General features: G+C 71.3%; 15 protein-coding genes. 8 read left to right on the top strand and 7 right to left on the bottom strand.

The window, feature by feature from the left end; genetic code table 11:
- Nucleotides 1-2 precede the first annotated feature (2 nt).
- Nucleotides 3-665: a hypothetical protein gene (locus tag AC07AW_RS34505; RefSeq protein ID WP_478819428.1), complete on the top strand. Its 663-nt coding sequence runs from the start codon at nt 3-5 to the stop codon at nt 663-665.
- A 218-nt stretch (nt 666-883) separates the two neighbouring features.
- The gene (locus AC07AW_RS34500; RefSeq protein ID WP_478819525.1) at nt 884-1,633 is read left to right on the top strand and encodes an ATP-grasp domain-containing protein; all 750 of its coding nucleotides are present in this window, start codon (nt 884-886) and stop codon (nt 1,631-1,633) included.
- Between the two features lie 300 nt (nt 1,634-1,933).
- On the opposite strand, the gene AC07AW_RS34495 is transcribed toward AC07AW_RS34500, so the two are convergent.
- A complete protein-coding gene (locus tag AC07AW_RS34495; protein WP_478819427.1) occupies nt 1,934-2,824 on the bottom strand; it encodes an oxygenase MpaB family protein in 891 nt (296 codons plus the stop codon).
- A gap of 142 nt (nt 2,825-2,966) precedes the next feature.
- Between AC07AW_RS34495 and AC07AW_RS34490 the strand changes: the two genes are divergently transcribed.
- Both AC07AW_RS34490 and AC07AW_RS34485 read left to right on the top strand, forming a co-directional pair.
- Complete coding sequence (locus AC07AW_RS34490) at nt 2,967-3,176, top strand: hypothetical protein (protein WP_478819426.1); 210 nt, start codon at nt 2,967-2,969, stop codon at nt 3,174-3,176.
- Nucleotides 3,177-3,416: 240 nt separating this feature from the next.
- Nucleotides 3,417-3,878: a DUF5990 family protein gene (locus AC07AW_RS34485; RefSeq protein WP_478819425.1), complete on the top strand. Its 462-nt coding sequence runs from the start codon at nt 3,417-3,419 to the stop codon at nt 3,876-3,878.
- A 90-nt stretch (nt 3,879-3,968) separates the two neighbouring features.
- On the opposite strand, the gene AC07AW_RS34480 is transcribed toward AC07AW_RS34485, so the two are convergent.
- From AC07AW_RS34480 to AC07AW_RS34470, 3 genes are all read right to left on the bottom strand, one after another.
- The gene (locus AC07AW_RS34480) at nt 3,969-4,388 is read right to left on the bottom strand and encodes a VOC family protein (RefSeq protein WP_478819424.1); all 420 of its coding nucleotides are present in this window, start codon (nt 4,386-4,388) and stop codon (nt 3,969-3,971) included.
- Nucleotides 4,389-4,488: 100 nt separating this feature from the next.
- Entirely contained in the window at nt 4,489-5,784 is a 1,296-nt protein-coding gene (locus AC07AW_RS34475; RefSeq protein ID WP_478819423.1) for an erythromycin esterase family protein, read from the bottom strand.
- 141 nt (nt 5,785-5,925) lie between these two features.
- Nucleotides 5,926-6,546 carry a CatB-related O-acetyltransferase gene (locus tag AC07AW_RS34470; RefSeq protein WP_478819524.1) on the bottom strand — a complete coding sequence of 207 codons (621 nt, stop codon included), beginning with the start codon at nt 6,544-6,546 and terminating at the stop codon, nt 5,926-5,928.
- A 259-nt stretch (nt 6,547-6,805) separates the two neighbouring features.
- Here AC07AW_RS34470 and AC07AW_RS34465 point away from each other — a divergent pair, with 259 nt between their 5' ends.
- The gene (locus tag AC07AW_RS34465) at nt 6,806-7,690 is read left to right on the top strand and encodes a LysR family transcriptional regulator (RefSeq protein WP_478819422.1); all 885 of its coding nucleotides are present in this window, start codon (nt 6,806-6,808) and stop codon (nt 7,688-7,690) included.
- 76 nt (nt 7,691-7,766) lie between these two features.
- On the opposite strand, the gene AC07AW_RS34460 is transcribed toward AC07AW_RS34465, so the two are convergent.
- The 3 genes from AC07AW_RS34460 to AC07AW_RS34450 form a co-directional block, all read right to left on the bottom strand.
- The gene (locus AC07AW_RS34460; protein ID WP_478819421.1) at nt 7,767-8,570 is read right to left on the bottom strand and encodes an MBL fold metallo-hydrolase; all 804 of its coding nucleotides are present in this window, start codon (nt 8,568-8,570) and stop codon (nt 7,767-7,769) included.
- A 160-nt stretch (nt 8,571-8,730) separates the two neighbouring features.
- A complete protein-coding gene (locus tag AC07AW_RS34455) occupies nt 8,731-10,089 on the bottom strand; it encodes a geranylgeranyl reductase family protein (RefSeq protein ID WP_478819420.1) in 1,359 nt (452 codons plus the stop codon).
- A gap of 129 nt (nt 10,090-10,218) precedes the next feature.
- Nucleotides 10,219-10,653, bottom strand: a complete 435-nt coding sequence (locus AC07AW_RS34450) for a MarR family winged helix-turn-helix transcriptional regulator (RefSeq protein ID WP_478819419.1) — start codon at nt 10,651-10,653, stop codon at nt 10,219-10,221.
- A gap of 118 nt (nt 10,654-10,771) precedes the next feature.
- Here AC07AW_RS34450 and AC07AW_RS34445 point away from each other — a divergent pair, with 118 nt between their 5' ends.
- From AC07AW_RS34445 to AC07AW_RS34435, 3 genes are all read left to right on the top strand, one after another.
- Nucleotides 10,772-11,899, top strand: coding sequence for an NADH:flavin oxidoreductase (locus AC07AW_RS34445; RefSeq protein WP_478819418.1), 1,128 nt, complete (start codon nt 10,772-10,774; stop codon nt 11,897-11,899).
- Between the two features lie 210 nt (nt 11,900-12,109).
- Complete coding sequence (locus AC07AW_RS34440; RefSeq protein ID WP_478819417.1) at nt 12,110-12,244, top strand: hypothetical protein; 135 nt, start codon at nt 12,110-12,112, stop codon at nt 12,242-12,244.
- A gap of 332 nt (nt 12,245-12,576) precedes the next feature.
- On the top strand, nt 12,577-12,972 hold the full coding sequence (locus tag AC07AW_RS34435) for a hypothetical protein (protein WP_478819416.1): 396 nt from the start codon (nt 12,577-12,579) through the stop codon (nt 12,970-12,972).
- Nucleotides 12,973-13,030: the final 58 nt, after the last annotated feature.

The following is a 13,030-nucleotide window of genomic DNA, read 5'->3' as shown; positions in this document are numbered from 1 at the left end:
TCATGACGATCAACCGTCCGGGACTGCCGGAGGACCTTCCGCCCGCCGAGCGGCTGTGGGCCCGCTGGGCCCTGCTCGCCGCGCTCGGGGCGACCACCGCCGACGAACGCCGCCCCAGCGCGCACTGCACCGGTCGCTGGATCGACGACGACGGGCTCCACTGGGACGACGCCGGCTGCACCTGGTGGGTGATGTCGAGCATGGGCGAAGGCCGTTACGTGCTGTACGGCGAGGACGAGTCGAGCGGCGTGAAATGGCACGAGCCGCCGGTCGACATGCTCGCCGGTGGCCCGGCGTGGCTGCCGTGGGACGAGCTGCGCGACCGGCTGTCCGGCTACGAGCTCGGCTGCGTCTACTGGTACGAGAACGGGATCTGGGCCCGCGCGCCCTACCCGGACACCCTCGACGACGACGGCCTGGATTGTGGAATGGGCGCGCTGGCCGACCGTGCGGAGGCGGTGGAGCTGCTGGCCGAGCGCCTCGCGCCGGTGGACGGCGGGCCCGACGCCGACTCTTTCCTCGCCCAGGCGGAGGCCGGCCGGCTCCTGGACATGGACGCGCTCCTGGCGCAGGTGCGCGACCCGGACGACGAAGAGCCGGACACGTCCGCCGTGGCCCGCGCCCTCGTTCGCTCCGGCCTGGCGGGCGAGAGTATCACCGGCTGACCCGGAACCGGCGCCGTCGGCCCCGTTGGCACCGCGGGCGCCACACGTGCCGTGCCGGCCGGCGAAGCGTCGCTCCGAGCATGGCCTCGTGCCCTTCATGCTCCACGGGCCGGGAACTCGGGTGTGACCGGGACCGGGGTGGAGCTAGCGTGGCGGCCTCGTACATCGTGGATAAGGGGGGTGCGGTGCTGGTCATGCCCGGTCGGCGGACGTCGACGATGGAATTGTTGGCCGGTGAGGCGGCGCGGCGGGGGATGGAAGTCGTGGCGGCGGAGGAGACCGGTACGGCGGTGGGACCGGCGTACTGGTACGGCGGTCCGGTCGCGGGGGCACGGTTGGCCGGTCGGCTCGGGTTCGCGTTGCTCGAACCGGCGGACGACTGGCTCCCCCGGCTGCCGGAGGAGTTCACCGGGCGGGAGGTCCGTGCGGCGACCCTCGCGGACGCGTGGGCGGTCGATCGGCCGACGTTCGTCAAGCCGCCGAGGGACAAGTCCTTCGCGGCGGACGTCTACGCCGATGGCTCCCGGTTGCCCACCGATCTGGACCCGGCGACGCCGGTGCTGCTCTCCGAGGTGGTGACGTTCGCTGCCGAGTACCGACTGTTCCTGCTGGACGGGCGGGTCGCCGCGGGCAGTCGGTACGCGGTGTTCGGCCGGCTTGACCCCCGCCCGCTCGACAGGCACGGGGCGGTCGCCGGGGAGATCGCCGAGTTCGTCGACCGCCTGCTCGCCGGGGCCGGACCCGCCCTGCCGAGCGCCGTCGTCGTGGACGTAGGACAGGTGGTCGATCCGTACCGTCCGGGCCACCGGTGGGCCGTGGTGGAGGCCAACATGGCGTGGTTCTCCCACGCGTACGCCGCCGACCCGGCGCGCGTGCTGGACGTGGTGCTGCGGGCGGCGGGGCCGCGTGGGGCGGTGCAACCGGAGGATCTGCCCTTCGTGCGGCACGGCGCCCCCTCGATGACCTGAGTCGGAGGGCAGTGCGCCGGGCTCCCGCGGGATCGTCACGCGTGATCGCTCGTCCGCCGGACGTCAGGCTCGAGCCTGCGGGGCGGACGGGTCCCGGCGCCTGGCGTGTCCGCGACGCGCGACGGTCACCGGGCGCCGGCGGGACGCGGTCGCGGCAGGGCCCTCGTGTGGTCGTCGGCGGGGTAAGGCCCGGGCCTCGCATGATCGTCGGCCGGGATGGGGTGGGGCCTCGCCCGATCGTCGGCCGGGGTGAGGTGGGGCCTCGTGTTGCGCCGTACCGGCGGTCCGGGCGGACAGCGGTCAAGGCGGCGGGGCGAGCTCCTCGCGGGAGGGAAGGGCGCCCATCGCCCAGCGGATCGTCCCCGTCAATGCCTGCCCGGACAGGCGTACGAGATCCTCCGGGAGGTACGGAGCCACCTGCAGGCCCAGCATCGAGCGGGCCCACGGCGGCAGCAGACGGACCGCGTTCGTGGCGAGTACGGCGTAGGGCCCACGGGCGACCCAGGGAAGCGGAGGCTCGCGGAGTACGAAGCGGGCCGCGTCCCGGGCCTGGGGCGTGGCCCGCAGTTCGGGCCGGTAGAGCGCCAGCCGGGCCGCGAGGGCCGCGCGGTCGCGGGGCGGATCGGGAACGCCCAGGGCGCGGGCGACCAGAGCCGTGTCGGCGATGTACGCGTCGCAGCCGGCGCCGTCCAGGGGGCGGGCCCCGAAGCGCTGGTGTGCGCGCAGGAAGCTGTCGACCTCCGCCACGTGCACCCAGCACAGCAGGTGCGGGTCGGCGGCATGGTAGGGCTCCCCGGCGGGGGTGGTGCCCCTGATCCGCTCGTGCACCTCGCGGACGTGGTCCACGGCGCGCTGGGCGTCCTCGGCGGTGCCGTAGGTGGTGAAGGCGAGGAAGGTACTGGTGCGCTGCAGGCGGCCCCAGGGATCGCCCCGGAAACCGGAGTGGGCGGCGACCGCGGCCATCGCGCGCGGGTGCAAGGACTGCAGGAGGAGCGCGCTCAGGCCGCCGATGAACATCGACGCGTCCCCGTGGACGGTGCGGATCGGCCGCTCGGGGCCGAACCAGCGCGGACCGGGGGCGCCGTGAATACGGGCCCGGTTCTGCGCTCCCGCGGGCCCGGCGACGTGGCTGAACAGGCTGGAGCCGACCCGCTCACGCAGGCCGTGGCCCGACTTCTCGGACATGCTCATGCTTCCATCCTGCCGCGCGGCCCGGGCGGGACGGGAGTCCCCGGTCCGCGGGGGGGGCGCGGCACGGGGTGGTGCAGCGGTGACCGGGCGCCCCACGAGCGGGTCGGCGGTGCCCTCGACCGGCACGATGCATCCTGGACCTATGGACAGCGCCCCGATAGTCGTCCACCAGCCCTCCCCCACGGGAGGCCGGCGCGTCACCGCACGCGGGGAGATCCTGGGCCTGGCGTACAGCGATGAGGACGTCATCGAGTTCCGGCGCGCCGGCCTCCCGGACGCCGAATATCTCCTCGACGACCCGGCCTGGGTGACATGGCGGGGCGGCCGGGCGCACGAGTACGAGGCAGCGTGAACGCCACCGGCGCGGAGCGCGAGCGCATGGGCCGCCGCCTCACCGCGGGCCACCGGCAGCTGATCTCTGCGGCCCTCGCGGGCTGGTGGACCGAGCGGAATGGGCCTGGGCGGCGCGCCGGACCCTGCCCAAGACGCAGTCCATGCCGAGCACGCGTGAAGCGCTCCGTTCGCGGCCGCGCGGCGGTGCTCAGTACGAGTGGTCGACCGTGATGTCGGCCGGCAGGCGCAGAATGCCTTCATGCAGATCCGGATCGAAGCCACCGACCTTCCGGGCCGTACTTGTGGTGCCGCCCCGAACTTCCCCGGCTACAGCAACATCCACGTCGCCGTCGCACCGCGCGACCGTGGAGGAGAGCTGCTCGATCCGCACCCCGGCGACGCCGTGTCGGCGACGTGGACGCTGGACTGCACGGCGACGGCGACCGACGCGGGCGTGGACATCAAGGGGCCGTACATCCAGGGCGACCCAGGAGCTCGCTTCGTCTACCTGTCCTGGGGCACCGTGGACGAAGCGGGGACCTTCACCATGTTCCGCCGGGCCAAGCTCATGCTCGACGCGATCGCCCCGGACACCGCCACCGCCGCGATGAGCTCCGGGCGACTCCTGGCACGCCTCCGTCTCACCGACGGCCGCGGCCAACCTCTGTGCGCGCGGGTCCTGCCACCACACATCGACTGGTCCGCCGCGTCGGCGGTCTGAGCTGCCGGATTCTCGCGGGCACGCCGACCACCGTCGCCGGTGGCACGGGCAGACGGGGCAGCCCGTCTTGCGTTCACCGGCCCCCGACGATTACCGACTCCTGGAGTCGAGCAGGAGGTCGGACGGTGCGAGGGTACGCACGACGTCGAACTCGTTCCCCTCGGGATCGGCCATGACCACCCAGCTCCGGCCGGAACCCTGCCCCACGTCCACCGTCGTGGCGCCGAGACCGACCAGTCTGTCCACCTCTTGGTCGGTGGTGCCGTCGATCGGGCTGACGTCGAGGTGAAGCCGGTTCTTGACGGTCTTTCCCTCGGGTACCTGGATGAACACCACAGTGGGCGGCATCTGGCGGGCTCGGACCTTCTCGACCGTCGGCACCCAAGAGCCGATCTCGACTTGTCCCTCCGCCCGCTCGATCACCTCGAAGTCCAGGACTTCACACCAGAAGGCCGCGAGACCCTCGGGGTCGTGGCAGTCGACGACCAACTCGGTGAACCTGCTTGTCATGTCTCTCCTCGGAGTTGTCCCGTAATTGATCTCGCCGGATGAGTGAACGGATGGGTGAACGGTCCGGAAGCGCGCGCGAACGGGTGGGAATCGAGAGTCGTCATGGCAGTGACGGCTCAGCACCGATGCCGTCGATCACAGTGGAGACCGGGGTGTGCAGGATGCCGTCGAACGCGTCCAGGACGGGGGTGTGCAGGAAGGTGTTCTGCAGCCGGATGCGGCCGGGGGCCGATTCCGCGGCCTTCGTGCACGCCTGTCGAAGCCCGGTGACACTGAGCCCGAGGCCGGCCGCGGCGAAGGCGGCTTCGACGCTGCCCGGTTCGGGCGGCTGCAGTGCGGTGGGCTCGATGGTGAAGCCGAAGCGCGCCTGCTCGTCACGGGCCATGTCCGCAGTGTGTCCGCCGGAGCTGGTCAGGCCGAGGGCGAAGTAGTCGTCGCCGAGGACGCCGCTCAGGTGCTGCCCCATCGGGAAGCCGGTGAGGTGGCCGCCGAAGGAGATCGGCGCTTTCTGGATGTGGGCGTTGTGGGCCACCAGCACCATGCGTGTTCCGGGCTCGGCGAGCTCCAGGTGCCACAGGACGGACTCGGCCATGTAGACGTCCCGGGCAGAGGTGTCGGCGGTCAGCCCGTTCCCGGCGAACAGGCCGGCCATGGCCCGGAATCCGTAGTCGGCCCGGCAGGCGCCTTCGAGGCGGTGCAGGGCGATGTCATAGCTGCACCCGTCGCCTCGGGCGACGTACAGCGGTTCGACCGCTCGGAATCGGATGAGCAGGCGTGTCAGGGTCGAGGTGAGGGCGTCCTGATCGGCGGCGGGCAGGCGGGTCCACGCGGGAGCGGCAGCAGCCGCGGAGGCGCCGGCGAACGATGCGGCGATCCGCATCGCCTCCTGGACGAGCGGCAGGGTGTCGGGGTCGACCTCACGCAGATAGTCGGCGACCGGGGCCAGGGCGGGCAGCAGGGATCCACCGGCGGCCGGTACGTCGATGCCGGCGAAGCGAACTGGTGCCGAGGCGGTGTGGTTGTGCCGACGGATCCAGCGCAGCGGTCCGTCGACGCCCACGGGGATCGCCGCGGCGAGGTGAGACTTCAGTTCGTCTTCCGTACCCTCGCCCTGGCCCCAGGCATCGAGTGGGAAGCCTTCGCTGAACCCGTATTCGAAGGCCAGGACGGTGAAGCCGCAGCGCTCGACCAGGAACCGCACGAGGCGCTGACGCAGGCGGACGAACTCGTCGATGAAATGGGAGTGTTCGCCGATCGCGACGACACGCGCACCGCCGATGACGCCGCGCAGCGGCTCAAGGTCGTCGAGCGGTGCCTCCGCATCGAGGTGGGTGAGCGGGATCGCATGGTCGCCGAGCCACTCGGCGAACGGGTCGGAGCGGGTCTCAGCCGGCATGCCGATGACTCGATTCTCTTGTCGGGAAGGTGAAGTGATGGGTCGATGGAGGGGATGGGCGTGAGCGGCACCTTGTGCAGGGGGCAACCACCTGAGTACGGCGGCCGAGCGGCTGGTACCACGTGAGCCGTTGGCCGCCCCCTATTCCTGTGCGGGGACCGCCTTCTCCAGGTCGTCGATGCTGCCGGACATGAGAGTGCGGATGTGGGCGGAGATGTGCTCCGCGGGCCAGTCCCACCAGGCCACCGCCAGCAGCCGGGCGATGTCCTCGTCGCGGTAGCGCGTGCGGATGAGACGGGCGGGGTTTCCGCCGACGATGCCGTAGTCGGGTACGTCCGAGGTGACCACGGCGCCCGTGGCGATGATCGCGCCGTGGCCGATGCGTACGCCCGGCATCACCGTGGCGCCGTGGCCGAACCAGACGTCATTGCCGACGACGGTGTCGCCGCGGTCGGGCAGGCCGGTCAGCAGGTCGAAGTGCTCGGACCACGCACCGCCCATGGTGGGGAAGGGGAAGGTCGAAGGTCCGTCCATGCGGTGGTTGGCGCCGTTCATGATGAACCGCACCCCGGTGCCGAGCGCGCAGAACCTCCCGATGACCAGCTTCTCCGGACCGTAGTGGTAGAGCACGTTGCGCGTCTCGAACGCGGTCGGGTCGTCCGGGTCGTCGTAGTACGAGTACTCCCCGACCTCGATCAGGGGCGAGGTGACCAGCGGTTTCAGCTGGACCACCCGCGGCTGGCCCGGCAGGGGATGCAGCACGGTCGGGTCGGCGGGAACGAGTGCCTTCACGGATGTCTCCTCGTCGAATGGCTGCCGGATGGGCCCACAGGCGAGCCTGGCGGGAACGTCAGGGCGGGACGGCGGACGCCCGTACGGCCTGAACGTTCTCCTTCCCGACGTGCCCAGCCTGGTCGCAGGCGGGCACCGGCGACAACGGCCGGTCGAGTAATGTGCGTTAACCTCTCGCTTAACCACGAAGAGAGCACGCGGAGCGAGCGTGCGGAGAGAGCGAGCGGGCGTGGAGCTGCGCGACATCGAGATCTTCCTGACCTTGGCCGAGGAACTGCATTTCGGCCGGACCGCAGAGCGGCTGCACGTGACGCCCGCCCGCGTCAGTCAGGCGATCAAGAAGCAGGAACGCCGTATCGGCGCCGACCTGTTCGTGCGCAACAACCGGTCCGTGACGATGACGCCGATCGGCCGGCAGCTCTCCACAGAACTGCTGCCGATGTACCGCGGCCTGCACGAAGCCGTGGAGCGCGCCATCCGCGCGGCCGGCGGAAGGACCGAAGTGCTGCGCCTGGGCATGCTCTCCAGCAACGTCCAGGATTTCCGGCCGCTGCTCGACGCGTTCGCCGACCGGCACCCCACGTGCGACGTCCAGGTCCGCTACGTCGGATTCGGTGACCCGTTCGGTCCGCTGCGCGCCGGCGAGGTCGATGTCCAGATCGCGTGGCTGCCGGTCAGGGAGGCCGATCTCACCGTCGGGCCGGTCGTCAGGGTCGAGCCCGTCGTTCTCGCCGTCGGAGCCGGGCACCGGCTGGCACGGCGGGAGAAGGTGTCGTACGAGGACCTGGCCGGCGAAGTCGTCATCGGCGGAGGCAAACCCGACTACTGGCGCGAGGCCCTCACGCCCAGCCACACCCCCAGCGGGCGTCCGATCCGGGTGGGCCCGACCGTCGCCACCGAGACCGCGATGATTCCCATCCTGTCCCATGGCGAGGCCGTCGCGTTCGTGCACTCCCACGCCAGCCGGTCCTACTCCCGTGCCGACCTCGTGTACGTCCCCGTCCACGACGCTCCTCTGGCCCGTTGGGCGCTGCTGTGGCGTACCGCCACCGAAACCGAGCTGATTCGCTCCTTCGCACACGTCGGCCGACTGGTCGGACCGAGCGGTCCCTGACGACCGCGCTCTCCCCCGACCGACCTCGCTGGCGAGTTGCTGGGCACGCTCACCGAGCGGCCGACCCCGAGGTGGGTCAGCGGGCGATGAAAGGCTCGGTCAGGTGCGGTGTCGCGAGGTAGAGGGTGTCGGCGTTCCTGCGGCGAAGCACGTGCTCCCTCGACGCCCGTGCCTGCGCGGGGTTCGTCTCGTGGGCGTAGGCCAGTTCCGGGTGGAGCAGCTGGATCGCGTGCACGAGCAGGTCACCGGTGACGGCGACCAGTTCTCGCCCGTACTCGACGAGCACGCTCTGGTGCCCGGGCGTGTGACCGGGCGTGGCGAGCACGCGCTCGCCGCTGCGCAGTGAGGTCTCACCGTCGAGGAGCCGTAGCTGATCGGTCTTGCGGAGCGGGTCGATCACGCTGGATCGCAGCTGCGGGTTGACCTTCTCGATCGCGTCGAGCTCGGCTTGCTGCAGCAGGTATGCGGCGTTCGGGAAGAAGGGGCGCGCCTGCTCGCCGCCGACGACAGCCCAGCCGACGTGGTCGGTGTGGAGGTGGGTGAGCACCACGGTGTCCACTTCGGACGGTTCGATACCTGCGGCGGCCAGCGAAGCCGGGAGCGCTCCGGGTACGGGCGCCCAGGAGGCCGCCGGGCCGTCGGCCGGGCCGATTCCCGCGTCGACCAGCGTGACGCCCCGGTCGCCGCGGATCGCGAACGCACGGAACTGGAGCCACCAGCGCCCGTCGGGGTCGAGCGCCGCGGGATCGAGCTCATCGGCCGCCGCCCACTGCTCGGTGGTGGCGTCGGGGAACGCCTCCGACCTGGAGGAGAAGAAGGGGCCCGCACCGTCGGCGAGCGCAATGACGGTGTAGGGGCCGACGTGGAGGGAAGGGGGCACCCCGCCGATCGTGCCACCGGCGGACGCCCCCGACCAGAAGGGGGACCGTACCGTTTCTGCGCGGGACGGGAATCTCGCGGGGGTACGCATCGAAATGGGCCAGTCACCGAACAACTGATCCGCCGACGGAGCGAGTTGCGGGATGACCGTCCGTCACCGGCTACCGCCGCCGTACGGGAACGAGGCGCAGGAACGCGTGAAGGACGGCGTCGGTCGTGTCCTGCGCCGGCTCGTCGCTCACATGGGTCAGGAGGCGGGCCAGGACCCTCAACAGCTGCGGTGAGGCCATCACCCGGGGGTGGAGGATCGGACGGTAGCCGAACCGGGAGAAGACCAGATCGCCCGCGAGGTTCCCCAGGCGGTAGTAGCGCGCCCACCGGCGCCGGATCTCGGCCGGGTACTGGTGCAACGCGTGCTCCCGGCGCGGCCCGGCCGGCCGGGCCAGAGCCAGGGCGATGATCTCCGCAGCCACCTCGGCGGCCTCCATCGCCTGGGCGATGCCCTCGCCGCTCCACGGGCTGACCATGCCGGCACTGTCACCCACGAGGAGCAGGCCCCGACGGTACTGCGGATGCCGGTTCAGTCCCATCGGCAGCGGCGCGCTGCGCAGCGGGGAATCGGCGCTCCCTTCGTGCAGGCCCCACTCCTCGGGGAGGCGGGGCAGCCAGTGTTCCAGCGTCGCCCGCAGGTCCACGGGGCGGCGTCGCCGCTGCTGCGGCAGGGCGCCGAGGCCCACGTTGACGCGGCCGTCCCCCAGGGGGAACACCCATCCGTAACCGGGCAGATCGAGTCCGGTGCCGGGACTGCGCAGGTCGGCCCACAGCTCCAGGTATGGGTCGTGGGTGCGGGTCTCGCTGCGGTAGTACCGGCGGGCGGCAGCCGCCACAGGCCGCTTCGCGTCCCGTTCGAACCCGAGGCCGAGGGCCGTGCGGGCCGAGGCACCGTCGGCCGCGACCACCAACGGGGCCAGGTAGCGGACCGGTTCCGCCTCGGGCCCGCGGGTGGCGGTCACGCCGATGACGTGCCCGGCCCGGTCCGTCAGCGGGCCCGTCACTTTGACGTGCGTGCGCAGGCGCGCCCCGGTGGCGCTCGCGTGCGTGGCGAGGAGGTCGTCGAAGTCGTGCCGACTCCGGGTGAGCCCGAAGTCGGGGAGGGCGCCCAGGCGTGGCCAGTCCAGCTCCGCCTGGTGTCCGTCGCAGACCCAGCGCATCCCTTTGTTCCGCATCCAGCCCGGCGCGTCGATGTCGATGCCCAGGCGCACCAACTGGTGCACGGCGCGCGGGGTCAGCCCGTCGCCGCACACCTTCTCCCGGGGGAAGCCGCTCTTCTCCAGGAGCAGCACGTCCACACCGGCCCGCGCCAGGTGCACGGCGGCGGCGGAGCCCGCCGGCCCCGCCCCCACCACGATGACCTGCGCCTCCTCGTCCCTCACGCCTTCAGATCCCCCACGGCCGTCGTCACGGCCGCCACCCTCGTCACTGTTGGTGATCACTCCCCTACTATGCCCCTCGACGGGCATCGGCAGTCCGTGCCGCGCGGCCGAGACGGCCGCCGGCTCGCTTCGGCGAGCGGGGGCGCACGCTCGGACTCCGGCGCGGGACGGGCGGGATCTCGGAGGCGCGTCGTCGAGGAGACGTGGAGTGCCGGGTCAGGCGGTGGGCGGTGAGACGAAGACCCGTTCCAGCAGGTCGTGCAGGGTGTCCCGGTCCTGGCTGTCGAGTCTGTCCAGGCCCTCTTGCGTGGTGCGCATCTTCGCGCGGATCGCGTCGGTGACGCGCTCGCCCTCGGCCGTGAGGGTGACGTACTTGACGCGCCGGTCGGCGGCGCCGGCCTCGCGGCGCACCAGGCCGCGCTTCTCCAGCCGGTCGATGATCCCGGTCATGTTGGAGGCGTCGCAGGTCATGGTCTCGGCCAGGGCGCGCATCGCGGCGGGTCCCCGGCGCAGCACGGTCAGGGCCTTGCCCTGGCTCGCCGTGAGGTTCTCACTCGCCGCCGCGACGGTGAAATCGCCGTAGTAGACGCCGAGCGACACGGAGAGCAGCTCCATGAGCTGGGCCGTGTCGGCGCGGGGAGCTTCTGTCATGTGGACCACTCTAACCGGAGATACTTGACTACCTCAAGCAATGCCCTCTACGGTCCTGTCATTGCATGAAGTTCTCAAGCATCTAGGTTGTCAAGCAGTTGCCCCGAGGAGCATCCCAGTGACCGTCACCGAGTCCCCCGCCTCCCGCGCGGCCGAGATCCTCTCCCGGCCCGTCGCGCTGAATGGCCTGACCGTCCCGAACCGCATCGCGATGGCTCCCATGACGCGCATGTTCTCCCCCGGCGGCGTGCCCGGCGAGGACGTGCGGTCGTACTACGCCCGCCGCGCCGCCGCCGGCGTGGGCCTCATCGTCACCGAGGGCACCTACGTCGGCCACGAGTCGGCCGGGCAGAGCGACCGTGTTCCGCGCTTCCACGGCGAGGAGCAGCTGGCGGGATGGGCGAAGGTCGCCGAGGCCGTGCACGCCGCGGGCGGCACGATCGTGCCGCAGCTGTGGCACATCGGCATGGTCCGCGAGCAGGGCCAGGCCCCCTACCCCGACGCCCCGGCGATGGGCCCCTCCGGCATCCGCACCGACGGCACCGAGGGCACGGGCAAGGCCATGACCCAGAGCGATCTGGACGACGTCATCGGCGCCTTCGCCGAGGCCGCCGCGGCCGCCGAGCGCATCGGCTTCGACGGCATCGAACTGCACGGTGCCCACGGCTACCTCCTCGACCAGTTCCTGTGGGCGGGGACGAATCGCCGTACCGACGCCTACGGCGGCGACCCCGTGGCCCGTACGAAGTTCGCGGCCGAGATCGTGGCCGCGGTCCGCGAGTCGGTCTCGCCCGAGTTCCCGGTCATCTTCCGCTACTCGCAGTGGAAGCAGGACGCCTACGACGCGCGGCTCGCCGAGACCCCGGAGGAGCTGGAGGCGATCCTGACCCCGCTGGCCTCGGCCGGCGTCGACGCGTTCCACGCCTCCACCCGCCGCCACTGGATACCCGAGTTCGAAGGGTCCGACCTCAACCTGGCGGGCTGGACCAAGAAGCTCACCGGCAGGCCCACGATCACCGTCGGCTCGGTCGGCCTCGACGGCGACTTCATCCACGCGTTCGCCGGCCAGGGCGCCCCTGTCCAGAGCATCGACGACCTCCTCGACCGCCTGGAGCGCGACGAGTTCGACATGGTCGCCGTCGGCCGTGCGCTGCTCCAGGACCCGGAGTGGGCGGCGAAGGTCCTGGCGGGGCGTACCGACGAGCTCAAGCCGTACGACGCGGCTGCCGTGAAGACGCTCAGCTAGCCTCGAACCCTCGATTCGGATTCGGTTCGCCGACGGAGCCGGCGAACCGAATCGCTTTCCGCGCAGGCGGCGGAGCACACCGTGTCCTGGCTGACAACGGCCGGGAGACGCCCCCGTCACCCAGCGGATGGCAGTCGTGACTGCCGGCAATTGCTTCTGGTGGCCGGGCGTCAGGTGCCTCTGGTCGGTGGTGTCTACCTCGTCCCCCGGATGCCCGCCGAAGAACTCGACCGGCTTCTCGCGACCGATCCGTATGTCCTCAAGGGTGTCGCCACGCACAGCGTTGTGGAGTTCACCCCGCTGCTGGTCGCGGCCGGCTTGGAGGACCTCAAGTCCCAGGAGTGAGCGCATTCATGGCCCGCTCCACTGTGTTGCGCTCCCTTTAGGAGACCCCGTCCATGACCGGCTCGGACCTGTGCTTTCCCTCAGTACTCGAACCCGCGCCGACAGCGGGTGGCAGGCGAACATGCCACACTGGGAAAAGGTGCGGCACACGGCCATTCCCGTAATCCGGGCACCGTTTCGTCCAAGCCGCCGCTGCTTCGCACCTCCTACGAAGTGCACAGCGACACTCACGGCTTCCCCTAAATCGCCGCGCGAGTCGGAACGTCTCCTCCTCCCATGCCCGCTGTCGCCCGCGCATTCCTCTTCCGGCTCGCTCGAAGGAGGTGCGTTCCATGTCCAGGACCATGCGATTCCGCCGACTGGTGGCAGGTGCCGCCGCGTCCGGCCTGCTGGCGGGCGGTGCCGCGCTCGGGATGTCCGGCTCGGCAGCGGCCGCTCCCGCCCCGGCGTCCGTCGCCACGACTGTCGTAACCGGTGACCACGGCGACGGGCACGGCCATCACGACCGGTGCGAGTGGAAGAAGGGCCACTGGGAGAAGACGTGGGTCAAGGGTCACTGGGAGAAGAAGCGGGTCAGGCACGACGCCTGGCACCAGGACCGGCACGACCACCACGGTAAGTCGCACCACGGCCACTGGGAGCACACCAAGGCCTACAAGTGGGTCTATGTTCCCGGGCACTGGGAGCACGTCTGGGTGAAGGGCCACTGGGACTGCCACCACCGGTGACACGGTTGCCGACAGGGGCCCTGCCGACGGCGGCCGGTTCGGTGGTTGGGTCGTCGCT

This window comes from Streptomyces sp. NPDC044003, from assembly GCF_056435185.1.
This window is presented reverse-complemented; position numbering and strand designations above follow the sequence as displayed.